Here is a 23599-nt window from a genome sequence, read left to right on the forward strand (position 1 = left end):
CGCCCGCGCCCTGCTGCTCACGGTCAACGGCGTCGCCGCGGGCCTGCGCAACACCGGCTGAGCCCTCCGCGAGGCCCCGCGGGCGTGCATGACACGGCGGGAGGGGGGCCAGGGGCCCCGGGGTCAGTCCTGGACCACCAGGGACGGGGTGGACTTCGTCAGGACCTCGCCGCGGAAGAAGGCGGGGCTGCGGCGTTCGGTGACGAACATGACGACCAGGCCGAGGGCCAGCAGGCCGACGCCGATGATGAAGACGCTGCCGACGCCGAGGACCGTGGAGCCGGAGCCGTACGACGGGTTCCACATGTCGATCAGGGTCTTGAAGAAGACGGCCGCCAGGAGCAGGCCGCCCAGGACCGGGAAGACGCCCTTGAAGAACAGGTCGCGGGTGGACTTGCGCAGGTCGCCGCGGAAGTACCAGGCGCAGGCGAAGGCCGTCAGCGAGTAGTAGAAGCAGATCATCAGGCCGAGCGCGAAGATCGTGTCGGTCAGGACGTTCTCGCTGATCAGGGTCATCACGGTGTAGAAGACGCCGGTCGCGACGCCCGCCATGACGGTGGCGCGGCCGGGGGTCTTGAACTTCGGGTGGACCTTGGCGTAGGAGGGCGGCAGCGCCTCGTACGTGGACATGGCCAGGACCGTGCGGGCCACCGGGATGAAGGTGGTCTGCAGGGAGGCCGTCGCGGAAGCCAGGACGGCGACGAAGAGCAGGACGCCGAGCACCCAGGGACCCATCACCGGGCCGGCGAGGGCGGCGAAGACGTTGTCGGAGGTCTCCGGGTTGCCGAGGCCGAGGCCTTCGGTGCCGGAGCCGACGGCCATCTGGGCGGCGATGCCGGTGGCCAGGTACGAGCCGACCAGGACGACCATCGCGATGAGCGAGGCGCGGCCCGGGGTCTTCGCGGAGCCGGTGGTCTCCTCGTTGGTGGCCAGGCAGGCGTCCCAGCCCCAATACATGAAGATCGAGAGCGAGAGTCCGGCGGTGAAGGCCGCCATGGACTCGACCGCGAAGGGGTTCATCCACTGCCAGGAGAAGTCCAGGCCGGTGTCGAAGGTGCCCGCGGAGGCCTTCTGGAAGGCCATCGCCACGAAGATGGCGAGGACCGCGAGCTGGAGGCCGACCAGCGCGTACTGGACGCCCTTGGTGGCGGTCATGCCGCGGTAGCTGATGGCGGTCGCGACGGCGATCAGGGTGAGGCAGGTGGCGATGTGGACGAGCTTGTTGTCGTCCAGGGCGGCGATCGACGCGTTGCTCGTGATCTCGCCGGCCAGCAGCCAGAAGTAGGAGGTGGCGACGCCGGCCAGGTTGGAGAGCACGATGATCGTGGCGATCACCAGGCCCCAGCCGCACATCCAGCCGATCCGCGGGCCGAAGGCCTTCACGGTCCAGGTGAAGGAGGTGCCGCAGTCCGGCATGGCCTTGTTGAGCTCGCGGTACGCGAAGGCGACCAGCAGCATCGGCAGGAAGCCGGCCAGGAAGACGGCCGGCATCTGGACGCCGACCTCACCGGCGGTGGAGCCGAGGGTCGAGGTCAGGCAGTAGACGGGGGCGACGGTGGAGATGCCGATGACGGCGCTTCCCACGAGGCCGACGGAGCCCTTGCCGAGGCCCTTGCCGCGCACGTCACCATCGGAGCCACCCCGGGGGGTGGCTCCGCTTACCGAGTCTCCGGCCTGGGGCCGGACGTCCAGCTGTGTCATACGTCAGGACGTTAGACGCTGCGTTTTCCACATCTGGAGGACTTAAGTCCAGTTCGCCACACGCCCAAAGCCCTTCGAATCTCGAGATCGAAAGTCTTCACGAGGATGTAATGGAAGGTTCACAGGCCTGCCGATCATCGTTTCGGCAGGCCTGGACCTTTTATTTCGCCATGCGGAAACCGCAGCACTGTCCGTTTTGACCGGTTTCAAACTTTCCGGGTCAATATTTGGTCAAGCCCAGACGATCGACTGCATCTCGCTGTAAGCGTGCAGCGCGTACGAGCCCACGTCCCGGCCGACCCCCGAGCGCTTGAAGCCGCCGAACGGCGCCTCCATGTTCCGCCCGATGGTGTTCACGCCGACCCCGCCCGCCCGCAGCCGCCGCGCCACCCGGAAGGCGCGCGCCGCGTCCGCGGACCACACGTAGCTGATCAGGCCGAAGTCGCTGTCGTTGGCCAGCGCCACCGCCTCGTCGTCGTCTCCGGCGGCTCCGTCGAAGGGGACGACGACCACCACCGGCCCGAAGATCTCCTCGCGGACCACGCGCATGTCGTTGGTGCAGTCGACGAGCAGGGTCGGGGCCACGTAGAAGCCCTTGCCAGAACCAGCACCTTCACCCACCACCGGGCGCTCGCCGCCGAAGGCGATCCGGGCCCCCTCCTTCTTGCCCAGCTCGATGTACGACTCCACGCGGTCCCGGTGCGCCGCCGAGATGACCGGACCCACCACGGTGCCGCGCACCGACGGGTCGCCGACCTTCATGAAGGCCAGGTAGCCCTGCAGCTTCTCCACCAGTTGCTCGTACACCGACCGGTGGACGATCACCCGGGTCGGAGCCGTGCAGATCTGCCCGGAGTAGAAGGAGAAGGTGGTGCCGATCCCCATCACCGCCGCGTCCAGGTCCGCGTCCGCCAGGACGATCGCCGCGCCCTTGCCGCCCAGCTCCATCAGCTGCCGCTTCATCGTACGGCCGCAGACCTCGGCGATGCGCTGCCCGACGCCCGTGGAGCCGGTGAAGGACACCATGTCCACGTCCGGGGAGTCCACGGCCGCCTCGCCGACCTCCACCGAGGTGCCGGACACCACGTTCACCACGCCGGCCGGAACCCCGGCCTCGTGCAGCGCCTCCGCCATCCGGAACACCGACAGCGGGTCCTGCGGGGCCGGCTTGACGACCACCGTGTTGCCCATGGCCAGCGCCGGGGCCACCTTGCCCGCCGGATTGGCCCACGGGTTGTTGTACGAGGTGATGCAGGTGACGACCCCGACCGGCTGGCGCACCTCCAGCGCACCGAGGATGCTCGCCGCACCCATCGGGCCCGCTTCGGTGACCTGCGGCGGCAGCCCGCGCTCGACCGGTTCCAGCGCCCCCTTCGCGTACCGGCGGAAGCGGGCCACGCCCACCCCGACCTGCATGCCGCGCGCGATCCCGGTGGGGGCGCCCGTCTCGGCCTGGGCGAGGGCCGCCCAGGGCTCGTACTCGCGCTGGATGATGTCCGCGGCCCGGTCCAGGATCGCCGCCCGCTCCTCCGGCTTCGTCCGGGACCAGCCCTCGAAGGCCGCGGCCGCGGCGCGCGCCGCGTCCTCGACCTGGCCGCGCGAGGCCTCGGGGGCCAGGCCGACGACGGATTCGTCGGCCGGGTTGACCACCTCGTAGTGCCCGCCGGCCGGCTCGACCCACTCGCCGCCTATGTAGAGCTTCTGCGGGTTGTCCGTAGCGCTGCTCACCTGGTGCTCACCGTCCTCGTGTCCCGGCCCGAACGGAGCACGATCCCCGGGATCGCCCCCGTGACCTCGTCGTCGCGGATGGTCTCCACGCCGTTGACGCGTACGGACACCATGCCGATCGCCCGCGCGTCCAGCCGCGGGCTGTCCCCGGGCAGGTCGTGCACCAGCGTGGCCGGTCCCGCCTCGATCCGCTCCGGGTCGAAGAGCACCAGGTCCGCGTGGAAGCCCTCGGTGATCCGGCCGCGCTCGCGCAGCCCGAACAGCTGGGCCGGGTCGTCGGTGAGCATCCGTACCGCCTGCTCCAGCGGCACCAGCTTGCGGCCGCGCAGGCAGTCCCCGAGGAAACGGGTCGTGTACGGGGCTCCGCACATGCGGTCCAGGTGGGCGCCGGCGTCGGAGCCGCCGAGCATGACGTCCTCGTGCTGCCAGGTCTCCGCGCGCAGGGCCCAGCTCGCCGGGTCGTTGTCGGTCGGCATGGGCCAGAGCACCGTACGCAGGTCGTCGTTGGCGCAGATCTCCACCAGGCACTGGAAGGCGTCCTGGCCCCGCTCGGCCGCGATGTCGTTGACGACGCGGCCGGACAGGCCCTCGTTCGCCTCGCTGTAGGTGTCGCCGATGACGTAGCGGCCGAAGTTGGCGAGGCGCCGGAAGACCCCGGCCTCCTTGCTGGCCGCGCGGCGCAGCATCTCGGCGCGCACGTCGGCGTCGCGCAGCTTCGCGATGCGCTCGGGGACGGGCAGACCCAGGACCTCGCCCCATCCGGGGATGAGGTTGAGGGCGCAGAAGGTGCCCAGCGACATGTTCATGGGGGTCAGGATCGGCATCGTCAGCGCGACGATGCGGCCGCCGGCCTTGCGGGCGCGCTCGCTGGGGATCAGCTGGCGCGGCACGCGCTCGGGGACGGAGGCGTCGATGGTCAGCACGTTCCAGTTCAGGGGCCGTCCGGCGGCCGCGCTCATCTCGACGAAGAGGTCGATCTCCTCGTCGGCGAACTGGTCCAGGCAGCCCGCGACGATCGCTTCGAGCTGGGTGCCCTCGTGTTCGGCGACGGCCCGGGAGAGCGCGAGGAGCTCTTCGGGCTTGGCGTGCCGGGAGGCGACGGGGGCGCCGGAGCCGTCGGAGTGGGTGGAGGACTGGGTGGTCGACAGGCCCCAGGCGCCGGCGTTCATGGCGTCGTGGAACAGGTCGAGCATCGCCTGCATCTGCTCTTCGGTGGGCTGGCCGCCGACGGCGTCCTCGCCCATGACGTGCCGGCGGAGCGCGCAGTGGCCGACCATGAAGCCGGCGTTGACGGCGATGCGGCCGTCGAGGGCGTCGAGGTACTCGCCGAAGGTGGACCAGGTCCAGTCGACGCCCTCTTCGAGGGCCTTGAGCGCCATGCCCTCGACCTTGCTCATCATGCGGCGGGTGTAGTCGGCGTCCTCGGGGCGGGCGGGGTTGAGGGGGGCCAGGGTGAATCCGCAGTTGCCGCCCGCGACGGTGGTCACTCCGTGGTTCATGGAGGGGGTCGCGTACGGGTCCCAGAAGAGCTGGGCGTCGTAGTGCGTGTGGGGGTCGATGAACCCGGGGGTGAGGACGAGGCCGGTCGCGTCCTCGCTGGTCCGGGCTTCCTCGGTGACGGTGCCGGGCTCGGCTATGACGGCGATCCGGCCGTCGCGCAGGCCGACGTCGGCGATGCGGGCGGGAGCGCCGGTCCCGTCCACGACGGTGGCGCCCTTGATCAGGTGGTCGAGCATGACGTCCTCTCTGCCTTTGGCTGATCTCAGCCCGCACGTGAACGCCGGGGACTGGAAAATCCAGCCCCTCCGGCGTGCGAGGAGCGGGGGTCCGGGGGCTGGTCCCCGGCAGCGGCGCCGCATCTGCGGGGCCGCAGCCCGGGGCCCCGGTCGGGGTCCGCCGGGCCGGCCGCAGCCACGGCGTGACTCCGGCCGGGGCCGGTTGCGGGGCGGCGGTCCGGGAAGACGCCGCCCCAGTTCCTGAGAAGCCGCAGCCTCAGGCTCCCGAAGCCTCGCGGAAGCGGGTGGTGCGGTGCACCGGGTCGGTGTCGATGTGCGGGATGACGTGCTCGCCGATGAGCTTGATGGTGGTCATCGTGTCCTCGGGCGAGACGCCGGTCGGCAGACCGAAGGAGAGCTGGTCGGCGCCGGCCTCCTCCCAGCGCTTGCACTGCGCGCGGACCTCGGACGGGTCGCCGCAGATGAGCAGCTCCTCGGCGATCAGCAGCTCGATGATCTCCGCGTTGTACTCGGGGAGGATCTCGGGCCACTCGGGGATCATCTCGGGGCGCGGGAAGGTGTCGTGGTAGCGGAAGACCAGCGACTGGAAGCGGTTCATGTTGGCGTTGACGGCGATCTCGACGGCCTTGTCGTGGGTCTCGGCGCAGATCGCGGTCGAGGTGACCATGACGTTGTCGTTGACGAAGGCGCCGATGGCCTTCGCCTCCTGGATCGCGGTCTTGTACTGGTCCAGCACCCAGGCCATGTCGGAGACCTTCTGGACGCTGAAGCCGAGGACCCCGAGGCCCTTCTTGGCCGCCATGGCGTACGAGGCCGGGGAGCCGGCGGCGTACCACATGGCCGGGTGGGCCTTGCCGTACGGCTTGGGGAAGATCTTGCGCGGCGGGAGCGACCAGTGCTTGCCCTGGAACCCCTCGTACTCCTCCTGGAGGAACATCTTGGGGAACTCGGCGATGGTCTCCTCCCAGATCTCCTTGGTCCCGTCCATGTTCTCGATGCCGGGGAGGAAGCCGAGGATCTCGTGGCTGCCGGCGCCGCGGCCGGTGCCGAACTCGAAGCGCCCCTTGGAGAGGTGGTCGAGCATGGCGACCTTCTCGGCCACCTTGACCGGGTGGTTGACCGGGGCGAGCGGGTTGAAGATCCCGGAGCCGAGGTGGATGCGCTCGGTGGCGTGAGCGAGGTACCCGAGGAACACCTCGTTCGCCGAAAGGTGCGAGTACTCCTCCAGGAAGTGGTGCTCGGAGGCCCAGGCGTACTTGAACCCTGACTTGTCCGCCTGGATGACGTACTCGGTCTCCTCGATCAGCGCCTTGTGCTCTGCCTCGGGGTCGACCTTGGACCGTGCCTCAGGCACGTATCCCTGCACAAAGAGCCCGAATTCCAAGGGGATTCACCGTCCTTCTGTTTCTGACGTTGCGTCAGATTCGATGTCACGACTGTTCCATCGCGGGGGCGGGAGCGTCAATACCTGACGCTCCATCAGATACGGTCGAGCGGGACTAGAGGACGCTGACGCCCGCCATCCAGCCCCCGTCGATCACGAACGGCTGGCCGGTGATGTAGGAGGAGTCCTCGCTGGTCAGGAACAGCGCCAGCTTGGCTATCTCCTCGGGCTGACCCACCCGGCCCATCGGCACCACGCGCTTGTAGAGGTCCGCCATGGCGTCCCGGGCCTCTTGGGGCAGGTCCGCCGGATTCGTGTTCCCGGGGGTGGCCATCGCGGTGTCCACGGCCCCCGGGCACATCGCGTTGACCCGGATGTTCTTCGCGGCCAGCTCCAGCGCGGCCACCCGGGTCAGGCCCAGGATCGCCGCCTTGGTCGCCGCGTACGTGCCCACGTACGCCATGCCCGTCAGGCCCGTGTACGAGGAGGTGTTGACGATCGTGCCGCCGCCGGCCGCCTCGATCTCCGGGGCCACCGACTTGATGCCGAGGAAGGCGCCGACCTGGTTGACCTGGACCACCTGCTGGAACTCCTCCAACGGGGTCGCGGTCAGCTCGTTGAAGCGCAGGATGCCCGCGTTGTTGACCAGGCCGTTGACCTCGCCGAAGGCCTCCTTCGCCGCCGCGATGGCGACCGCCCAGTCCTCCTCCCGGCTCACGTCCATCCGTACGTACCGGGCCCGGTCGTCGCCGATCTCCTTCGCGACCGCCGCGCCCTGCTCGTCCAGCACGTCGCCCAGGAGCACCTTGGCTCCCTCCGCGGCGAAGAGCCGGGCCTCCTGCTCGCCCTGGCCGCGCGCGGCACCCGTGATGATGACGACGCGTCCGTCCAGCTTGCCCATGCGTTGCTCCCGAATGTTTTGTTGTTGTCGCTGCCGCTGCCGCTGCCGCTGTCGCTGTCGCTAGTCGTTGAGGAGCGGGCCCACTTCGGACCCGAAAGCGGTGATCTGGTCAATGAGTTCGGCCCGGTCGCGGTTGCGGAAGCGGACCTGGATCTGGTCGATGCCGATCGCCTTGTACGCGCGCAGCGACTCCGCGAGCGCCTCCGCCTTGCCGGTGAGGGTCCGCCGGCCCGTGTCCCAGCCGGGCTCGCCGACGTACAGCGGCGCGGTGATCGCGCCGAACTCCACGGGTCCGGCGGCCCCCGCCTCGGCGCGGAGCTCCTTGATCCGGGCGATCTGCGCCGGGAGCTTGTCGAGCGGGTCGCCCTGCGGGAGCCAGCCGTCGCCGCGCACGGCGGCCCGGCGGACGGCGGCGGGCGAGGAGCCACCCACCCAGACCGGGATCCGGGCCTGGACGGGGCGGGGCAGCTGCCCGAGGTCCTTGAAGGAGAACAGTTCGCCCTCGAACTCCGGGTACTCCTCGGGTCCGAGGGCGGCGCGCAGCGCGTCGAGGGTCTCGTCGAGGACGGCCCCGCGACGCGCGAAGTCCACGCCGAGCACCTCGAACTCCTCCTTCACGTGCCCGGCGCCGACGCCGAGGATCAGCCGGCCGCCGGAGAGGTGGTCGACGGTGGCGTACTGCTTGGCGCTGAGCAGCGGGTGGCGCAGGCCGAGGATCGCGACGTGGCTGAGCAGCCGCACGTTCTCGGTGATCCCGGCCAGGAAGGAGAGGGTGGCCACCGGGTCGTACCAGATGGTGCTCATGGGGCCGGCCATGTGCCGCGGGATGGCCACGTGGTCGCAGGTGGCGACGTAGCCGAAGCCGGCCCCGTCGGCCGCGCGGGCGACCGCGGCGAGGTCGGCCGCGCCGGCCGTCGCCTCCCAGGGCTCGGCGTAGATGGTGCTCTGCGACTGGATCGGGAGCTGCATCCCGTAGACCAGCCGACCTTCCGGAAACACGCGCGCCATGGGCCGTACCCGCCTCGTCCTCGACTGCCGATTCGTCATACCGGTGCGGGGGCCATCGTCGTAGCTGACGGGTCGTCAGGCAAGGGGTCGGTGGGACCCGAAGCGGCGACGAGGCCCCGGCGCGGTGCCCCACGCCAAATAACATGAGTTTTGTTACGATGGCCTCATGACCGACCAGCCCGCACCCGGCGAAGGTCCCACCCGGCCCGTCTCCGTCTCGCTTCACGAGGGGACGATCGCGGCGCTCAAGGCGCGCACCGGCAAGCGCGGCATGTCCGCGTACATCGAAGCCCTGGTTCAGCGACAGCTGGAGCGTGATCGGCTCCGAGAGCTGATCGAGGACTCCGAATCCGTGAACGGCCCGGCCGACCCCACGGCGGTCGACGAGAAGCGAGCGATCTTGCGCGGCGGGACGGCAGCCTCGTCGGACGCCGCATGAGCGGGACCCTCGTCCTGGACTGCGAAGGCCTCTCCCGACTCGTACGACAAGACCCCGGGCTGCTGGAGTGGCTCACGGCTGCGGAAACCGAGGACATCCGGGTGGTCATCAGCTCGGTCACCCTCGTCGAGGCGCGCGACCCCCGGGTGAACCAGGCCCGCTTCGACTACGCGGTCTCCCGCGTGAACATCGTCCCGCCGGGCGAGGCCATCGTGCGGCATGCGAGCGAGCTGCTCGCCGCCGCCGGGCTACACGGGCACGAGTACGCCCTGGACGCCATCGCGGCGGCGACCGCCCTCGACCAACCCGGACCCGTCACCTTGCTGACCTCAGATCCCGAGGACCTGTCCATGCTGTGCGGGAAGCGGATCCGGGTCGTCAAGGTCTGACAGCGGGAACGGCCGGACCGGCGGCCGGCCGGGGCGGGGATCCGGTGACGGAGGCGGACCTCGGACCGTGACCTCCGGGGGGATGTCCGGGCTCCCGGCCGCCCGCTAGGGTTCCGCCCGTGGATCTCTTTCTGACGCTGATCAGCGGGCTGGCCTGGACCCTCGTGTACGTCGAGGCGATCCGGGTGGGGCTGCGCGACCGGACGTACGCGATGCCGGTCGCGGCGCTCGCGCTGAACTTCGCGTGGGAAACCACCTACGCCTTCTACGAGTTCCACAACTCCGGAGTCACGGCGCAGGCCGTCGTCAACGTGGTGTGGGCGGTCGCCGACATCGTCATCGTGTACACGTACCTGCGCTACGGGCGGGCCGAGTTGCCCGGCTTCGTGACCCGGCCCCTGTTCGCCGTCTGGAGCGTGCTCGTCTTCGCGAGCGCCTTCGCCGTGCAGTGGCTCTTCGTCGCCCACTTCGGCACGCACGACTCGAGCCGGTACTCGGCGTTCCTGCAGAACCTGCTGATGTCCGGCCTGTTCATCGCCCTCTACGCGAGCCGGGGCGGCCGGCACGGGCAGTCGCTGGTGATGGCCGTCGCCAAATGGCTCGGCACGCTCGCGCCGACCTTCCTCTTCGGAGTCCTCGAGGACGCACCGTTCATCCTCGGGCTGGGGCTGCTGTGCGCCGTGTTCGACCTGGCCTACATCGCCCTGCTGGCCCGCGACCCGGCCGCGGGAGGGAAGGCGGGCGGGTCCGTGGAGGGCCGACAGGCGGTGGACGGTCGACCGGCGGTGGACGGCACTGCCGCCGCGGCCGCTACGGGCGCTGCGGCCTGAGGCGGCGGCCGGCGGGGCTCAGAAGCCCTGCGGCCCCATCACGATGACCGGCTTGGCCGCCGGGTCGAGGGTCTCCAGGACCTTCTGCATCGCGGCCTTCGGGATGCCCACGCAGCCCTGCGAGGGGCCGTCGTGGTCCACGTGGAGCCAGATGTTGCCGCCCTTCTCCTCGCCCTCGGGCTTCGTCGGGTCGAGCGGACTCACACCCGTCTTGCGGTTGAAGTCGATGGCGACGACATAGTCGAAGGAACCGCGCAGCGACTCCCCGTTGACCCCGCGGCCGGTCGCCACGAAGGAGCCGTCCTGGTCGTACGGGAACTTCGTGCCCGCCGGCTTCGCCAGCAGCCCGCCCGCGTCGGTGAGCGCGAACACGCCCTCGGGGGAGGTCAGGTCCCCGTACGTACGCTCCGTGGACCAGCCCTTGGCTCCGTTGCGCGCGGGCCAGCTGTCGCTCTTCGCCCAGTCGGCGCCGGCCGCCGGGCGGGTGTACAGGGCCGCGGTGGATTCCGAGGAGTCCCTCGCCTTGCCGGTGACCAGGATGAGCTGGCGGGCGTCCGCGGGGATCTTCCCCCGGGTGTGCTCGCTGACCTCGGGCAGGCCCTGGAGGGGGTCGCGCTCGGCCGCCCGCGCGGCCCGCTCCTCGGCCGGCGGCCGGGCGTCGGCCGCGACGCGGGCCGCGGCGTTGGCCGGCGGGTCGTGGGCCAGGTACACCCAGCCCGCGCCGAAACCGAGCAGTCCCAGGGCGGCCGCGAAGGCGAGCGGGCGCGAGCCGCGGGAGCCCCGGGAGCCGCCGTCGGCGCGCCGCGTACCGCCGGCGCGGGAGCGCCGGGTCGGGCGGGACGTACCGGGCGTGCGGGACGGACGGGTCGCGCGGGAGCCGGCTCGGGCGTGCTTGCTCATTGACCCGACCGTACACAGCCGATCTTCATTTTTGTTGACCGGTCAAGCGCCCGGCGTTTCCCCGGCGGGTCGCGCAGCCGGTGACCCGGCCGGGAACCAGACCCGGACCATCAACCCGCCGCCCGGCGCCGGGTTGGCCCGCGCCGTCAGTTCCGCGCCGTGCGCCCGCGCGATCGACCCGACGATCGAAAGCCCCAACCCGGCGCCCTCGCCCGCCGTATGCTGCCGCTCCGCCCGCCGCCGGAAGGGCTCCAGCAGCCGCGGCACGTCCCCCGGCTCGATCACCGGACCGGTGTTGGAGACCGTCAGCACCCCCTCCGGGGAGGTCGCCACCTCCAGGCGGCCGCCCGCGCGGTTGTGACGTACGGCATTGGCCAGCAGGTTCCGTACGAGGTGCCCCAGAAGGGTCCGGTCGCCCGCGACCGTCAGCGGCGCGAGGTCCCGTACCACCAGCAGGTCCTGAGGGACCGTCCCCTCGATGCCCGCCAGCTCCGCCTCCGCGAGCCCCGCCAGGTCCACCGGCTCCGTCGCCTCCAAGCCCTCCTCCGAGACGGCGAGCAGGAGCAGCGACTCGACGAGGTGCTGACTGGAGTCCGCGACCTCGATGAGCTTGGAGCGGATCCGGGCCACCTTCTCCGGCGGCGGCTCCCCCGCCAGCCCGATCTCGGCGGCCGCCCGCTGGACGGCGAGGGGGGTGCGCAGCTCGTGGGCGGCGTTCGCGGCGAACCGGCGCTGCGCCCCGACCAGCTCCTCCATCCGGTCGAGCATCCCGTCGAAGGTGTCCGCGAGCCGCTTGAGTTCGCCGGGCGGTGCCCGGAGGCCGATCCGCTCGTGGAGGTTGGCTCCGGACAGCCGCCGGGCCGTCTCGGTGATCACGCCGACGGGGCGCAGCACGCGGCCGGCCATCCACCAGGCCAGCCAGATGGACAGGACGGCGAAAACGGCGAGGGCGACGAGGGAGACGACGAGCAGCTCGTGGAGGGTGGCCTGCTCCACGGCCGTGGTCAGGACGCGGGTGGCCCGCCACTGTTCGAGCTGTTCGGGGGTCGGGGTGGCGCCGGTGTCGAGCCTCTCGGCGGGGACCGGCAGGCGCTGGCCCGGGACCGCGGGCGGCGGGGTGCCCTCGAAGCCCGGCCGCACGGCGGTGGTCATGACGGCCCCGTTGATGCGGCTGTACAGGCCGTTGCGGAGCAGGATGTTGATCAGTGCGATGAGGCCGCCGCCCGCGAGGAGCAGCAGGGAGCCGTAGAGGACGGTGAGACGGGCGCGCTCGGAACGGAGCACTGCTCTCATCGTGGATCACCGATCCGATATCCGGCGCCCGGAACGGTCTCGATCAGGGGCGGCTCCCCCAGCTTGGCGCGCAGCTTGCTCAGGGTCACCCGTACCGCATTGGTGCTGTACGAGGTGTCCTCCTCCCACACCTGCTCGATCAGGTCGTCATTGCTGAGGACCGCGCCCTCCGCGCGCAGCAGCGACTCCAGGACGGCGAACTCCTTGCGGGAGAGCGCCAGCCGGCGCCCCTCCCGGGTGGCGGTGCGCCGCGCGACGTCCACGGCCACCCCCGCCCGCTCCAGCACCGGCGGCAGGGCCGGCTGGGCGCGCCGACCGAGCGCCAGGACGCGGGCGAGCAGCTCGTCGTAGGCGAAGGGCTTGGTGAGGTAGTCGTCGGCGCCGAGGCCGAGGCCCTCAACCCGGTCCCGTACCGTCCCGGAGGCCGTCAGCATCAGGACGCGGGTCAGCAGCCGCTCGCGCACCACCTGGCGGCAGACCTCGTCGCCGTGCAGGCCCGGCAGGTCACGGTCCAGGACGAGGACGTCGTACGCGCCCAGGCGCAGGCGGCGCAGGGCCTCCAGGCCGTCGCTCGCCTCGTCGACGGCCAGCGCGTCGCCGCGCAGCCCCTCGGCGATCATCTCCCGCAGGAACTCCTCGTCCTCCACCACCAGAACTCGCATGGCGTCCTCTTTACCGGAGAGGCGCATTTCGCCGTTGTAAGCACGAGCCGTTAGAGAAGCGAAACCCGCTGTTCGCGCAGTCTCGGGCCCATGAAGCGATCCACGACCATGACCACGGCCGCGCTCCTCACCGGCCTCACCCTCTTCGTCACCGCGTGCACGGGCGGCAGCGGCGGCTCCGACGGAAAGAAGGACGAGAAGAAGGACTCCTCGAACTCGAGCGGCGCGGGCGGCAGCGGCAGCGGTGGCGGTGGCGGCGCGGACGCCGACAACGCCCTCAAGATGCGCAAGTGCCTGCGCGACAACGGCGTCGACGCCCCCGACCCGAAGCCCGGCGAGGACCCGCGCGGTATGACGCTGGGCGCGGGCGCGGACCAGGAGGTCCTGAAGAAGGCCATGGAGAAGTGCGGGATGAAGGGTCCCGGCTCCGGCGGCGAGATATCGCAGGCGGAGAAGGACAAGGCCCTGAAGCAGGCCAAGTGCATGCGGGACAACGGCTTCGACATGCCGGACCCGGAGTTCAACGGAAACGCCCGGACCGGGATATCCCTGCCCGAGGGGGCCGACAAGGACGCCTTCATGGCCCAGCTGAACAAGTGCAGCGGCGACCAGTGAGCAAGGGCAAGAAGTGGCTCTTGGGCTCGCTGGCCGTCGTACTCGCCGTCACGGGCGGCGGGTACGCGGTCGTCGCCCAGGCGGGGACTGACGGCGGCAGCGGCAGCGGCGACGGCTCGAAGCAGGGCCGTGCGGACGGGCTGCCGGGGGCCACGCAGCCGGTCACGCGCGGGGACCTGAGCTCCGGGTTCAAGGTCGACGGGACGCTCGGCTTCGCCAAGGAACGCAAGCTCAACGCGGTGGGCGCGGACGCGTCCGGCGGGGCGGGCGGGGCCGGCGGGGCGGGCGGGGCCCCGGGCGCCGGCGGGGCGGGGGCCGGCGGGGCGGGGGCCGGCTCGGGCTCCGGCTCCGGCTCCGGCTCCGGCTCCGCGACCCTGACCTGGGCGGCGCCCGTCGGCTCCTCCGTCGAGCGCGACGGCAAGCTCTACGAGGTCAACGGCAAGCCGGTGCGTCTGATGTACGGCTCCACGCCCATGTACCGGTCCCTGAAGTCCGGGGACAAGGGCGAGGACGTCAAACAGCTCAAGCAGAACCTCCAGGCCCTCGGCTTCGGCACCGGCCTGGACACCTCGGACGGCACCTTCACCGACGGCACGGCCACCGCCGTCAAGCGCTGGCAGAAGTCTCACAAGGTGAAGGAGACCGGCGAGGTCGGCAAGGGCGACATCGCCTTCGCCTCCGGTCCCCAGCGGATCCAGAAGAGCGACATGGCGGTCGGCGACGAGGCGGCTGCCGGCAAGCCCGTCATGACCCTGACCGGCACCGAGCGGATGGCCCGCCTGCAGCTCGACGTGGCCAAGGCGGGCAAGGTCAAGACCGGCGACCCGGTGACCGTGAGCCTGCCCGGCGGGGGCACCGCCCAGGGCAAGATCAGCTCGATCGGCGCCACCGCCAACGGCGACGACCCGTCCTCGGGCGGCGGGGGCGGGGGCGGCGACAAGAAGCCGAAGGTCGAGGTCGAGATCACCCTCGACAACCCCGCCGAAGCCACGGGCCCCGACCAGTCCCCGGTCTCGGTGGGCCTGACGGGCGAGGTCCGCAAGGGAGTGCTCTCCGTACCGGTCAACTCGCTCCTCGCCCTCGCCGAAGGCGGTTTCGGAGTCCAGGTCGTCGAGGACGGCAAGGTCCGCGAGGTCAAGGTCGAGCTCGGCATGTTCGGCCAGGGCCGGGTGGAAGTGAAGGGGGACGCCCTCAAGGAGGGCATGCTCGTAGGAGTCCCCGCGTCATGAACCAACACGCCCACGCGGTCGTAGAACTGACCGGCGTCACCAAGGAGTACCCCGGCGGGGTCGCGGCCCTGCGCGGAGTCGACCTCACCGTCCTGAACGGCGAACTCCTCGCCATCGTCGGTCCGTCCGGCTCCGGAAAGTCCACGCTCCTGCACATCGTCGGAACCCTCGACCGGCCCACGGCCGGGCGCGTAGCCATCGCCGGGTACGACATCGCGACCCTCTCCGACCGCTCCCTCTCCGCCCTGCGCTCCCGGCACGTCGGCTTCGTCTTCCAGTCCTTCCACCTCGTCCCCGGCATCAGCGCCCGCGCCAACGTCGCCGAAGGACTGCTGTACTCCGGCCTCTCCCGCGCCGAACGCAGGCGCCGGGCGGAACGCGCCCTGGAGCGCGTCGGCCTCGGCGACCGCATGGACCACCGTCCCCACGAACTGTCCGGCGGGCAGAAGCAGCGCGTGGCGATCGCCCGCGCGGTGGCGGGCGAACCGGACCTGCTGCTCGCCGACGAGCCGACGGGCGCCCTGGACACGGCGTCCGGCGAATCGGTGATGGAACTGCTGCACGAGCTCAACCAGGACGGGGCCACCATCGCCGTGATCACGCACGACAACGAGATCGCGGCGAGCCTGCCCCGGCAGGTCCGCATCCGCGACGGCGAGATCGTGGCCGACGTGTGGAACGCGGACGCGTTGGGGGTGGGCGCGTAATGGGTGCCCGTACGAAGTCCGGGCCCGTCATGGGTGCCCGTACGAAGTCCCGCGCGGCCGGCAAGAAGGCGCGCAAGCTGACTCCGCCGCGCCTCGGCCCCCGCGACGTGTTCCACGTGGGATCGGCGGGGCTGCGCTCGCGGCCCATGCGCGTGTTCCTGTCCGCGCTCGGGATCGCGATCGGCATCGCGACGATGATCGCGGTCGTCGGCATCTCCTCGTCAAGCCAGGCCAAGCTGCTCCAGGAACTCGACAAGCTCGGCACGAACATGATGGTCGCGACGCCCGGCCCGTCGATGTTCTCCGGACAGGACACCAAGCTGCCCAAGGACGCCCCCGGCATGATCGCCCGGATCAGCGGGGTCGAATCGGTCGGCACGACGGGCGACGTGAAGGAGTCCGTCCGCCGCAGCGAGAACATCCCGAAGGAGGAGACGAGCGGCATCGCCCTCAAGGCGGCGAAGGACGAGCTCCTGAAGACCCTCCGCGCCCGGATGCAGAGCGGAAGCTGGCTCAACGCGGCGACCGGCCGCTACCCGTCCGTGGTCCTCGGACACGTCTCCGCCGAGCGCCTGGGCATGACGGCACCTGGCGGACAGGTGTTCATCGCCGGGCAGTACTTCACCGTCATCGGCATCCTCGACCCGATCCCCCTCGCGCCGGAGATCGAACGCTCGGCGCTCATCGGCTGGGACGCCGCGCAGAGCCTCCTGGGCTTCGACGGACATCCCACGTCCGTCTACGAGCGCTCTGCCGACGACCGCGTCCAGCAGGTCCGTGACCTCATCGCCAAGACGGCCAACCCCGAGAGCCCGAGCACGGTCTCGGTCACGGACCCCTCGGCGGCCCTGCAGGCAAAGGCCGCCACCGAAGGCGCCTTCAGCACCCTCCTCCTCGGCCTGGGCGGCATCGCCCTGCTGGTGGGCGGGGTCGGGGTGGCCAACACGATGATCATCTCGGTACTGGAACGCCGCCACGAGATCGGCCTGCGCCGCTCCCTGGGCGCCACCAAGGGCCAGATCCGCATCCAGTTCGTCACGGAGTCCCTGCTCCTGTCGGGCCTGGGCGGCCTGGCCGGCATCGCCCTGGGCGGCGCAGCCACGGCGGTGTACGCCCAAGCCGGCGACCTCCCCTGGGTGGTCCCCCTCTGGGCCGTCACGGGCGGCTTCGCAGCAACCCTGGCCATAGGCACGGTGGCAGGCCTCTACCCGGCGGTCCGCGCGGCGAGGCTGTCGCCGACACTGGCCCTGCAGGCGGGGTAGGGGGCGACGGATCGCTGCACGCTCGATGCCGTACCGGGGGCTGGTGGGCCGACGGTACGGTGGGTGTCTTGATGGGGGGTAGGGGTGAATTCGGTGGAGCACGGCGTCGCCGGTGGCGCGGAGGGACCTGTGCGTTCGGCGGAGCGCGCGCGGAAGATCGCCGAGCGGGTGGACCGGCTGATCGGCCGTGAGGCGGTCAAAGCGGGTGGACGGGCACCGACGTACCGGGAACTGACCGAGCGCATCAACCGGCTGGCCGGGCGCGACGTCATCTCCAAGGACACGATCCGCAACCTGCACCACGGCGTGAACCAGAAGGGGCAGGTGCCCAACCCCACCGTGGACACCCTCGACTGGCTCGGCCGCGGCTTCGGGATCCGGGCCGGTGCGAGTTACTTCGTGGACGACGCCAAGGCCGCCATGGTGGACGAACAGCTGGAGCGGCTGGAAAAGATCGGGGATCTGCGGCAGGCCCTGGGCAACTCCGAGGTGGTCAGCCTCGTCCAGCGTGCGTCGGGGCTCTCCGACGGCAGCCTTCACATGCTGGTCGCCCTCGCCGACAAGCTCAAACAGCTTGAGGACAACGCCGGAAGCGGGGAATCGAGGCACGGTCCGGCCGGCACCGAGTGAGTGCGACCAGCCGGCCCGCTCCTCTTCCGCCTCTACAGAAACGTTCCTTCACACATGCCGCTTCCCCGAGGTCTGCGCAAACGCTGTGAGACCGTGCTCGCGGGCCTGGACCTGCCGAGCCCGTTCACCGTCGAGGGCTTCCGCGCCTGCCTGGAACAACAACGAGGCCGGCCGATCGTGATGGAGCCCCTGCCCGTACTGGGCCGTGACGCACCGTGCGGCATGTGGATCGCATTGCCGAGCATCGATGTCGTCTTCTACGAGCAGCACACCAGCCCTGCGCACCAGGACCTCATCAAGCTCCACGAACTCGGCCATGTCCTGTGCGGCCATTCCGGCGTCCTGGAACTGTCCCACCTGGCCGCGTTGATGCCCGACCTGACGCCCGAAGCCGTCGCCCAGGTGATCGGCGCGAGCCGTACGAGCTACGACACCGTCGAGGAACAGGAGGCGGAGATGATCGCGCTCCTGCTGGCCGACCGCTGCGGATCCGCGGACCCGGTCGATCCCACCTCCAGCCGTCTGGCCGAGAGCCTGTTGCACCCGGTCCGTGCCCGCCGTTGGAGGAAGCGCTGATGCGTCCGCTGTTCGAATGGCTGATGCCCCTGCTCGCCTGGAGCGTGGTGATCTGGCGTGCGCCCTCCGCGTTCAGCACCCGGGCGAACCTTGCGCTGTGGGCCACCTTCGTCGCGGGTGCGATCGGGCTCAGCACCCGCCCGCCCCGGATCGCGGGCTTCCTGGAGTCGGTGACCGGGATCGACGACGTGACCCTGCTCGTCAAGCACCTCGCCGGAGTCGCGGCCGCCTCCTTTCTCCTCGACTACGTCCACGCGATTCACAAGCGCCCGGGTCAGGAGCGGGCCGCGCGCCGGAGGCTGCTCTTCACCTGTACCGCAATGACCGTGCTGACCGGCCTCTTCGTGTTCGTCCTTCCGCACGACTACACCGGCGCGTACGGCATCGACGCCCACTACGGCCACCCCGGCGTCCAGCTCTACCTCGGCGTCTTCTACGCCGTGTACGCCGCGTCCTCCGTACAGGCGACGGTCCTCTTCTGGTCGAACCGCCGCAACGTGGCCCCGGGGCTGCTCCGGGTCGGCGTCACCTGTCTGGCTGCGGCGACGGCCAACGGGGTCCTCTACACCCTCTACCGGATCTACTTCGTCCTGCGGGAGGGCGATTCCACGATCCTCGACGCCGAGGGGAATCCCGTACCGCTCACGGACCCGATATGCGAGCTGCTGCCCGCCGTCACCGTGGTGCTGCTCGTCCTGGGCGTATCCATTCCGCCGACCCGCTCCCTGGTCCGCTACTGCCGTGACCAGTACGCACTGTGGCGACTGCACCCGCTGTGGGCGGACCTCGTGACGGCGGTACCGCACGTGGTCCTGGGCACCCCCGCCACCAGCCGCGTCCGCGAGCTGTTCGCGTTCGGCGACCGTTCCCTCGACGTGGCCCACCGCGCCTTCGCCATCCGCGACGCCGCCCTCGCCCTGCGCGACGACACCCCCACCGAAGAGCCCCCGCCCGCCTTGCCACACCCCGCCGGCGACACGGACCGGGCCGCAACGGAAGCCCGCTGGCTCCACCTCTCCGTACAACAGCGGACCCAGCACCTACCGGCCCCCGCACTCCCCGCCACCCTCGACCGCACCACCGGAGGCCGCACACCGCGCGAGGAGATCGCCTGGCTCCTCAAGGTCGCCGCCGCATACCACCCGGTGGGCAACGCCGGGACGGCCCGGTCGCCTCGACCGTCGATGCGGTAGCGGCGACGGGACACCGAAACGGCACTGAAGGCATCGGACACGACGACTCGGGTGTGGTGAAGGACCGGGGGAAAAATGTCGAGTTAAATCGCCAACCGTAACGAGGCTTCGCCGTCGCAGGAGGGTCAGCGCGGGCAGATGCCGAAGCCGTGCCGGGCGACCGGCTGCTCGACGCGCTGGAGCAGGTTGCGCATCCGGGCCACCGCCGATGCCTCGCTCGGGGAACTGACGAAGAGGTAGATGTCCAGCCCGTGGGCAGCGGGGCGGACCCGTACGTGCTCAAGGCCGTCGGCCGGCCTGGCGTGCGCCCAGAGCAGATCCTGGATCAGCGGAACCACGGTCGCGGGGACGGGGTCGGCCGACATACGGGCCAGGTGCCCCAGAATCACCCGCACCCGGTTCAGTCCCAACCAATGACCTGCATGTCCGCCGGAGCGGAATCCCATCCGATGACCTGGGTGTTCGCGCCCGCTGCCCGGACCGTGTCCCAGCCGATGACGTCCGGCCCCGACGTGGTCACGGAGGCGACTGCGGCGGTGGCGGAGAGAAGAACGGTGAGGCCGGCGGCGGCGAGCAGGTGCACGGAGCGAAACATGGATTCCCCTGGATTCATCGGAGCTTGACGGGAGGGAGCGCGCCGCGCCGGCCGGCCTTGTGGGCCCTGGCCTTGGGTGGGATTCGCATCCCCCGGCCGGTGAACACCATCCTGCTGACGCGTCCGCCCTGCCGGAAGGGATCACGGATGGCATCAAGCAGTCAGGCACCATGAGGACAGGGTGGCGATTACGATCGACTGCACGGGGGATTGACCACCACCACGGCCGGGGGGCTGAACCATGCTCGAAGCGTTGGGACTTGATGCGCATTTGGAGACCGTCTACCGAGGGATGCTGACGCAGCCCACCGGCAGCATGGCCGAACTCGTACAGCGGACAGGGCTCGCCGAGGCCCAGGTGAGGGACGGCCTGGATCAGCTCGTGGACCTGGGCCTGCTCACACCGTCCCGGGACACCGTCGGCGGGCTGCGCCCCGTCAGCCCGGAAGCCGGTCTGGAGCAGCTACTGCGCCGCCAGGAGGAGGACCTGATCCGCCGTCGGCACGCCCTGGACCTGAGCAAGGCAGCCGCTGCCCGCGCAGTGGCCGACTACGCGGGCCTCCGACCCAACACGGAGACCGACGGCACCGAACGCCTCGTGGGACTCGACGCCATCCAGACCCGACTAGAAGCACTCACCGAGGAGATGACCGGCGAGTGCCTCGCCATCGCACCAGGCGGCGCCCAGTCCCAGGCAAGCCTGGACGCATCACGAACCCTGGACGAGAGAGCCCTGGCACGTGGCATCGACATGCGCGTCATCTACCAGGACAGCGCCAGGAACGACCTGGCCACCCTCGCGTACGCGCAGTGGACGACCGAGAACGGCGGCGAGGTACGGACGAGCCCACTGCTCCCACCACGCCTGCTGGTCTTCGACCGCACGACCGCCATCGTCCCGATCGACCCGGCCAACTCCCGCCTCGGCGCCCTGTGCACCACCGCACCCGGCATCGTCGCCTCGCTCGTCACCCTCTTCGAACAGACCTGGGACACGGCCATCCCCCTCGGCGCGACCCGCACGCGGGCGCTTGAGGACGGCATCACGCAAAACGAGCGCGAACTGCTCAAGCTGCTGGCCTCCGGAATGACCGACGAGGCCGCCGGCAAACGTCTCGGCGTCTCCCTGCGCACCGTACGCCGCCAGATGTCCGCCCTGATGGAACGCCTAGAAGCAACCAGCCGCTTCGAGGCCGGCCTCAAAGCCTCCCAGCGCGGCTGGCTCTGACCTCCCCTACCCAGCCCCAGCCCCAGCCGGTCGGTAGCCGCTAAGCCGAGCAGGACTGTGTAGCGATCTATCGCGCCCCCCGACCCCGAGGTCCTTCCCGTCCACCTCACAGTCATGCTGACGGTCGACGGTCACGGGAAGGGTGTCCAGACGCCCGGCCCTGGATGCTCTGACCGCCCCGCGCGTCTGTTGGGGCTGAGGTCACGGTCCTGCCGGATCCGTGTCCAGATGGCCACCGGCCGAAGGGGGCTGCGCATCTCAGACGAGGCCGCTCCTCCCCTCTCCTCCCCCCGGCCGTTCCCCGGGGGGATCCCGGAAGTCTTGTGGCGTTTCGGTGTGGGTCGGTCGGTCAAGGGTGGCCGAAGGCCATCGCGAAGCGACGCGACCAAAGGGAGCGCCCTTGAGGGACCGACCCACACCGAAAGGACACTGGACTGCCGGGACGCCCCCCGAAACCCCACGAAGCCAGACCCCACCCCGCAGCCCAAGCCACCACCCCACTCCCCCCACGCCGTCCACCTGACGAAGCAGATCGTCCAGAACACCCGCCGCCCGCACGCCCACGCCGCCTACTCCGTCCAAGACCCACCCAGCACACCCGTATTCACCACCTCCACGGCCACCGAAGGCCCCCGGGTCATCACTCAGAAGCGCTTCCCCACCCGGGACCGGCCTCCGCCGTCCCACCAGCCCTGATCCATCCAACCCCTCCCGCCCCCGCACCCCCCGCCGTACGCTGGTCTGATGCAAACTTCACCTCGAACTCCTCGGCAGGCAGCCAGAATCGTCGTCCTCAACCCCGCCGGATCCGTGTTCCTCTTCCGCGAGAACAACGTGGAAGTCGGCATCCACTGGCTGCCGCCCGGCGGTGGCATCGATCCCGGGGAAACGCCCGAGGAGTGCGTACGGCGGGAGTTGCGGGAAGAGACGGGCTGGACGGACCTGGAGCCGGAACGGCTGCTCTGCACCTGGGAGCACGACTTCACCCACCAGGGCATCCCGGTGCGCCAGCACGAGCACATCTACGTGACCACCGGCCCGCACCGCGATCCGGTCCCGGAGTACCCCGAGGCCCACTGGCGGTGGCTGTCGCCGCGGAACCTCGCCACCCTCGGCGAACCCCTGTGGCCGCCGCGCCTCGCCGAGCTCCTCGACGAGGCCCCCGCCGAGCCCGTGCACCTGGGACTACTCGCCTGATCTCAACGCGGCATCCGCCGGGACAGCTCCCGGGCGGCCGCGCGCAGCTCGGACTCCGCCAACGCCTCGTAGGAGCCCGGGAGCGGGACCTGGACGTCCCGCGCCCCCTCCAGCGAATCGGCCGGCCTCAGCCAACACGCCTGCGCACCCGCCCGCTCCGCCAGTACCAGCACGGTGGCGACGAATCCCCCCGAGAGGGCGCGGATGACGGCGTGGCCGGCGTGGCCGTGGCGGGCAACGAGGGCTTCGGTGAAGACGCCGAGAGCGGCCGGGTCGATCTGGCACTCGTCGTTCTCCATCGGGCCGATACCCGACGGGAGGCCGAGTTCCGCCTCGAAGAGGGCCACTTGGCGATGGAAGAGACGGGCGGCGCCGTTCGAAGGGTTCCACAGAGTCTCGTCGCCGAGGTCGTAGTACTGGCTCACCCGCCGGTTCCCCCTCCCGTCGCCCGCGCGTACAGCTCCGCCGCGTAGCCGGACAGGATCGTGCTCGTCGAGACGTCGTCCGTGTCCCCGCCGGTCAGGACACCGATGATCTTCCCGTCGGTGGCGATCCACGAGCTGCCGCTCGTGCCTCCCGGGAAGTCCGCACAGTCGAAGCGCTGTTCCGTCGCGCTGAGCCGCACCGCGCGGGACAGGCAGGTGCGCGGGACCTTGCGGTCCGACGGGTAGCCCGTCACCGTGACCTGCTCGTCCGTGCGGCCCGTGGTGTCCAGGACGGCGGCGCCGGTGACGTCCTCGATGTTGCGGCCCGAGGCGTCGGGGGCGAGGCGGACAAAGGCCAGGTCGTAGTCGTCGTTCGTCCCGTCCGACCACCGCGGGTCCTCGAAGACCTCCGCGATCTTCCAGGTGCCGTACGGGGCCCGCCCGTCCGCGTACGCGGGCGCGAAGGAGGCTCCGCCTTCTCCGGCCCGGCCGGCGCGCAGGCAGTGGCCGGCGGTGACGATCAGGTTCCGCCCGGGGCTGTGCACGACGGTTGCCGTACAGAAGTGATCACCCGTCACATCGCCCTCGAACAGCGCCCCGGCAAAGGCGGCGGGCCCGCCCTGCGCGGAGGGTGAACCCGACGCGCCGGGGGTCTGAGCAGCCGAAGACTGAGACCCTTCCGGCGCTTGCAGCGGCGATTGCGACGGCGATTGCGACTGCGACGGAGCAGCAGTGGACGAGGCCGCACGAGGGGCCGCCTTCGCCTGCGCGGAGGCCTTGCCGTCGTCGGCCGGGACCACCTTCGTCATGGCCGCGGACGCGCCCAGCGCCGCCACCGCACACAGCACCGCGGTCACCACGGCCCGCTTGTCCATCACCGACAACCCTCCCCAATTTGCTCCGGCGAAGCATGCCTTGCCCGCGGCGACCCCCGCAAGGGGGACCCCCGCCCCCAGCCGTTGACAGCGCCC

General features: G+C 70.8%; 25 protein-coding genes. 12 read left to right on the forward strand and 13 right to left on the reverse strand.

Annotation, left to right across the window (positions count from 1 at the left end; all coding sequences use genetic code 11):
- Nucleotides 1-123 precede the first annotated feature (123 nt).
- From ACFVX6_RS16620 to ACFVX6_RS16645, 6 genes are all read right to left on the reverse strand, one after another.
- On the reverse strand, nucleotides 124-1701 hold the full coding sequence (locus ACFVX6_RS16620) for an APC family permease (protein WP_389692003.1): 1578 nt from the start codon (nucleotides 1699-1701) through the stop codon (nucleotides 124-126).
- Nucleotides 1702-1932: 231 nt separating this feature from the next.
- Entirely contained in the window at nucleotides 1933-3429 is a 1497-nt protein-coding gene (locus ACFVX6_RS16625; RefSeq protein ID WP_389692005.1) for an aldehyde dehydrogenase family protein, read from the reverse strand.
- The gene (locus tag ACFVX6_RS16630; RefSeq protein WP_389692007.1) at nucleotides 3426-5165 is read right to left on the reverse strand and encodes an amidohydrolase family protein; all 1740 of its coding nucleotides are present in this window, start codon (nucleotides 5163-5165) and stop codon (nucleotides 3426-3428) included. Before ACFVX6_RS16630 ends, ACFVX6_RS16625 begins: the two co-directional genes overlap by 4 nt.
- A gap of 256 nt (nucleotides 5166-5421) precedes the next feature.
- A complete protein-coding gene (locus tag ACFVX6_RS16635; RefSeq protein ID WP_389692009.1) occupies nucleotides 5422-6549 on the reverse strand; it encodes an LLM class flavin-dependent oxidoreductase in 1128 nt (375 codons plus the stop codon).
- A gap of 115 nt (nucleotides 6550-6664) precedes the next feature.
- Nucleotides 6665-7450, reverse strand: a complete 786-nt coding sequence (locus ACFVX6_RS16640) for an SDR family NAD(P)-dependent oxidoreductase (protein ID WP_389692011.1) — start codon at nucleotides 7448-7450, stop codon at nucleotides 6665-6667.
- Nucleotides 7451-7510: 60 nt separating this feature from the next.
- Nucleotides 7511-8458: an LLM class F420-dependent oxidoreductase gene (locus ACFVX6_RS16645; RefSeq protein ID WP_389692013.1), complete on the reverse strand. Its 948-nt coding sequence runs from the start codon at nucleotides 8456-8458 to the stop codon at nucleotides 7511-7513.
- Between the two features lie 166 nt (nucleotides 8459-8624).
- Here ACFVX6_RS16645 and ACFVX6_RS16650 point away from each other — a divergent pair, with 166 nt between their 5' ends.
- From ACFVX6_RS16650 to ACFVX6_RS16660, 3 genes are all read left to right on the forward strand, one after another.
- A complete protein-coding gene (locus ACFVX6_RS16650; RefSeq protein ID WP_389692015.1) occupies nucleotides 8625-8897 on the forward strand; it encodes a hypothetical protein in 273 nt (90 codons plus the stop codon).
- Entirely contained in the window at nucleotides 8894-9286 is a 393-nt protein-coding gene (locus tag ACFVX6_RS16655) for a type II toxin-antitoxin system VapC family toxin (RefSeq protein ID WP_389692017.1), read from the forward strand. Before ACFVX6_RS16650 ends, ACFVX6_RS16655 begins: the two co-directional genes overlap by 4 nt.
- A 119-nt stretch (nucleotides 9287-9405) precedes the next feature.
- A complete protein-coding gene (locus tag ACFVX6_RS16660) occupies nucleotides 9406-10116 on the forward strand; it encodes a hypothetical protein (RefSeq protein WP_389692019.1) in 711 nt (236 codons plus the stop codon).
- Between the two features lie 18 nt (nucleotides 10117-10134).
- Here the strand turns inward: ACFVX6_RS16660 and ACFVX6_RS16665 are convergent, their stop codons facing one another.
- From ACFVX6_RS16665 to ACFVX6_RS16675, 3 genes are read right to left on the reverse strand one after another with little or no spacing between them, the layout of a single operon-like run.
- Nucleotides 10135-11016, reverse strand: coding sequence for a hypothetical protein (locus ACFVX6_RS16665; RefSeq protein ID WP_389692021.1), 882 nt, complete (start codon nucleotides 11014-11016; stop codon nucleotides 10135-10137).
- A gap of 42 nt (nucleotides 11017-11058) precedes the next feature.
- Nucleotides 11059-12309, reverse strand: a complete 1251-nt coding sequence (locus tag ACFVX6_RS16670) for a sensor histidine kinase (protein ID WP_389692023.1) — start codon at nucleotides 12307-12309, stop codon at nucleotides 11059-11061.
- Nucleotides 12306-12971 carry a response regulator transcription factor gene (locus ACFVX6_RS16675; RefSeq protein WP_389692025.1) on the reverse strand — a complete coding sequence of 222 codons (666 nt, stop codon included), beginning with the start codon at nucleotides 12969-12971 and terminating at the stop codon, nucleotides 12306-12308. Before ACFVX6_RS16675 ends, ACFVX6_RS16670 begins: the two co-directional genes overlap by 4 nt.
- A 90-nt stretch (nucleotides 12972-13061) precedes the next feature.
- Between ACFVX6_RS16675 and ACFVX6_RS16680 the strand changes: the two genes are divergently transcribed.
- The 7 genes from ACFVX6_RS16680 to ACFVX6_RS16710 all read left to right on the forward strand — a co-directional run bounded on the left by ACFVX6_RS16680 (nucleotide 13062) and on the right by ACFVX6_RS16710 (nucleotide 19183).
- A complete protein-coding gene (locus tag ACFVX6_RS16680; RefSeq protein ID WP_389692027.1) occupies nucleotides 13062-13586 on the forward strand; it encodes a hypothetical protein in 525 nt (174 codons plus the stop codon).
- Entirely contained in the window at nucleotides 13583-14815 is a 1233-nt protein-coding gene (locus ACFVX6_RS16685) for a peptidoglycan-binding protein (RefSeq protein ID WP_389692029.1), read from the forward strand. Before ACFVX6_RS16680 ends, ACFVX6_RS16685 begins: the two co-directional genes overlap by 4 nt.
- A complete protein-coding gene (locus ACFVX6_RS16690; protein ID WP_389692031.1) occupies nucleotides 14812-15522 on the forward strand; it encodes an ABC transporter ATP-binding protein in 711 nt (236 codons plus the stop codon). Before ACFVX6_RS16685 ends, ACFVX6_RS16690 begins: the two co-directional genes overlap by 4 nt.
- Before the next feature lie 29 nt (nucleotides 15523-15551).
- A complete protein-coding gene (locus ACFVX6_RS16695; protein ID WP_389692167.1) occupies nucleotides 15552-16784 on the forward strand; it encodes an ABC transporter permease in 1233 nt (410 codons plus the stop codon).
- 129 nt (nucleotides 16785-16913) lie between these two features.
- Nucleotides 16914-17414 (forward strand): hypothetical protein, encoded by a 501-nt coding sequence (locus ACFVX6_RS16700; RefSeq protein WP_389692033.1) that lies wholly within the window; start codon nucleotides 16914-16916, stop codon nucleotides 17412-17414.
- Nucleotides 17415-17468: 54 nt separating this feature from the next.
- Nucleotides 17469-17990 (forward strand): hypothetical protein, encoded by a 522-nt coding sequence (locus tag ACFVX6_RS16705; protein WP_389692035.1) that lies wholly within the window; start codon nucleotides 17469-17471, stop codon nucleotides 17988-17990.
- Nucleotides 17990-19183 carry an MAB_1171c family putative transporter gene (locus ACFVX6_RS16710; protein WP_389692037.1) on the forward strand — a complete coding sequence of 398 codons (1194 nt, stop codon included), beginning with the start codon at nucleotides 17990-17992 and terminating at the stop codon, nucleotides 19181-19183. Before ACFVX6_RS16705 ends, ACFVX6_RS16710 begins: the two co-directional genes overlap by 1 nt.
- A gap of 125 nt (nucleotides 19184-19308) precedes the next feature.
- On the opposite strand, the gene ACFVX6_RS16715 is transcribed toward ACFVX6_RS16710, so the two are convergent.
- Both ACFVX6_RS16715 and ACFVX6_RS16720 read right to left on the reverse strand, forming a co-directional pair.
- The gene (locus ACFVX6_RS16715; RefSeq protein WP_389692039.1) at nucleotides 19309-19548 is read right to left on the reverse strand and encodes a hypothetical protein; all 240 of its coding nucleotides are present in this window, start codon (nucleotides 19546-19548) and stop codon (nucleotides 19309-19311) included.
- A gap of 35 nt (nucleotides 19549-19583) precedes the next feature.
- Nucleotides 19584-19778, reverse strand: coding sequence for a hypothetical protein (locus ACFVX6_RS16720; protein WP_389692041.1), 195 nt, complete (start codon nucleotides 19776-19778; stop codon nucleotides 19584-19586).
- Nucleotides 19779-20019: 241 nt separating this feature from the next.
- Between ACFVX6_RS16720 and ACFVX6_RS16725 the strand changes: the two genes are divergently transcribed.
- A complete protein-coding gene (locus ACFVX6_RS16725; RefSeq protein ID WP_389692043.1) occupies nucleotides 20020-21006 on the forward strand; it encodes a LuxR C-terminal-related transcriptional regulator in 987 nt (328 codons plus the stop codon).
- A gap of 744 nt (nucleotides 21007-21750) precedes the next feature.
- A complete protein-coding gene (locus ACFVX6_RS16730) occupies nucleotides 21751-22203 on the forward strand; it encodes an NUDIX hydrolase (protein WP_389692044.1) in 453 nt (150 codons plus the stop codon).
- Nucleotides 22204-22205: 2 nt separating this feature from the next.
- Here the strand turns inward: ACFVX6_RS16730 and ACFVX6_RS16735 are convergent, their stop codons facing one another.
- Both ACFVX6_RS16735 and ACFVX6_RS16740 read right to left on the reverse strand, forming a co-directional pair.
- Nucleotides 22206-22628 (reverse strand): DUF6086 family protein, encoded by a 423-nt coding sequence (locus tag ACFVX6_RS16735; RefSeq protein ID WP_389692046.1) that lies wholly within the window; start codon nucleotides 22626-22628, stop codon nucleotides 22206-22208.
- Nucleotides 22625-23503, reverse strand: coding sequence for a trypsin-like serine peptidase (locus ACFVX6_RS16740; RefSeq protein ID WP_389692169.1), 879 nt, complete (start codon nucleotides 23501-23503; stop codon nucleotides 22625-22627). Before ACFVX6_RS16740 ends, ACFVX6_RS16735 begins: the two co-directional genes overlap by 4 nt.
- Nucleotides 23504-23599: the final 96 nt, after the last annotated feature.

This window comes from Streptomyces sp. NPDC058289 (assembly GCF_042880975.1).
GTDB lineage: Bacteria > Actinomycetota > Actinomycetes > Streptomycetales > Streptomycetaceae > Streptomyces > Streptomyces stoeckheimensis.

What these genes read in the sequence shown, in the direction of transcription:
- ACFVX6_RS16620 (WP_389692003.1), bottom strand. Translation starts at nt 1,701, where the DNA reads ATGACACAGCTGGACGTCCGGCCCCAGGCCGGAGACTCGGTAAGCGGA.
- ACFVX6_RS16630 (WP_389692007.1), bottom strand. Translation starts at nt 5,165, where the DNA reads ATGCTCGACCACCTGATCAAGGGCGCCACCGTCGTGGACGGGACCGGC.
- ACFVX6_RS16640 (WP_389692011.1), bottom strand. Translation starts at nt 7,450, where the DNA reads ATGGGCAAGCTGGACGGACGCGTCGTCATCATCACGGGTGCCGCGCGC.
- ACFVX6_RS16645 (WP_389692013.1), bottom strand. Translation starts at nt 8,458, where the DNA reads ATGGCGCGCGTGTTTCCGGAAGGTCGGCTGGTCTACGGGATGCAGCTC.
- ACFVX6_RS16650 (WP_389692015.1), top strand. Translation starts at nt 8,625, where the DNA reads ATGACCGACCAGCCCGCACCCGGCGAAGGTCCCACCCGGCCCGTCTCC.
- ACFVX6_RS16655 (WP_389692017.1), top strand. Translation starts at nt 8,894, where the DNA reads ATGAGCGGGACCCTCGTCCTGGACTGCGAAGGCCTCTCCCGACTCGTA.
- ACFVX6_RS16665 (WP_389692021.1), bottom strand. Translation starts at nt 11,016, where the DNA reads ATGAGCAAGCACGCCCGAGCCGGCTCCCGCGCGACCCGTCCGTCCCGC.
- ACFVX6_RS16670 (WP_389692023.1), bottom strand. Translation starts at nt 12,309, where the DNA reads ATGAGAGCAGTGCTCCGTTCCGAGCGCGCCCGTCTCACCGTCCTCTAC.
- ACFVX6_RS16675 (WP_389692025.1), bottom strand. Translation starts at nt 12,971, where the DNA reads ATGCGAGTTCTGGTGGTGGAGGACGAGGAGTTCCTGCGGGAGATGATC.
- ACFVX6_RS16680 (WP_389692027.1), top strand. Translation starts at nt 13,062, where the DNA reads ATGAAGCGATCCACGACCATGACCACGGCCGCGCTCCTCACCGGCCTC.
- ACFVX6_RS16690 (WP_389692031.1), top strand. Translation starts at nt 14,812, where the DNA reads ATGAACCAACACGCCCACGCGGTCGTAGAACTGACCGGCGTCACCAAG.
- ACFVX6_RS16695 (WP_389692167.1), top strand. Translation starts at nt 15,552, where the DNA reads ATGGGTGCCCGTACGAAGTCCCGCGCGGCCGGCAAGAAGGCGCGCAAG.
- ACFVX6_RS16705 (WP_389692035.1), top strand. Translation starts at nt 17,469, where the DNA reads ATGCCGCTTCCCCGAGGTCTGCGCAAACGCTGTGAGACCGTGCTCGCG.
- ACFVX6_RS16710 (WP_389692037.1), top strand. Translation starts at nt 17,990, where the DNA reads ATGCGTCCGCTGTTCGAATGGCTGATGCCCCTGCTCGCCTGGAGCGTG.
- ACFVX6_RS16715 (WP_389692039.1), bottom strand. Translation starts at nt 19,548, where the DNA reads ATGTCGGCCGACCCCGTCCCCGCGACCGTGGTTCCGCTGATCCAGGAT.
- ACFVX6_RS16720 (WP_389692041.1), bottom strand. Translation starts at nt 19,778, where the DNA reads ATGTTTCGCTCCGTGCACCTGCTCGCCGCCGCCGGCCTCACCGTTCTT.
- ACFVX6_RS16725 (WP_389692043.1), top strand. Translation starts at nt 20,020, where the DNA reads ATGCTCGAAGCGTTGGGACTTGATGCGCATTTGGAGACCGTCTACCGA.
- ACFVX6_RS16730 (WP_389692044.1), top strand. Translation starts at nt 21,751, where the DNA reads ATGCAAACTTCACCTCGAACTCCTCGGCAGGCAGCCAGAATCGTCGTC.
- ACFVX6_RS16740 (WP_389692169.1), bottom strand. Translation starts at nt 23,503, where the DNA reads ATGGACAAGCGGGCCGTGGTGACCGCGGTGCTGTGTGCGGTGGCGGCG.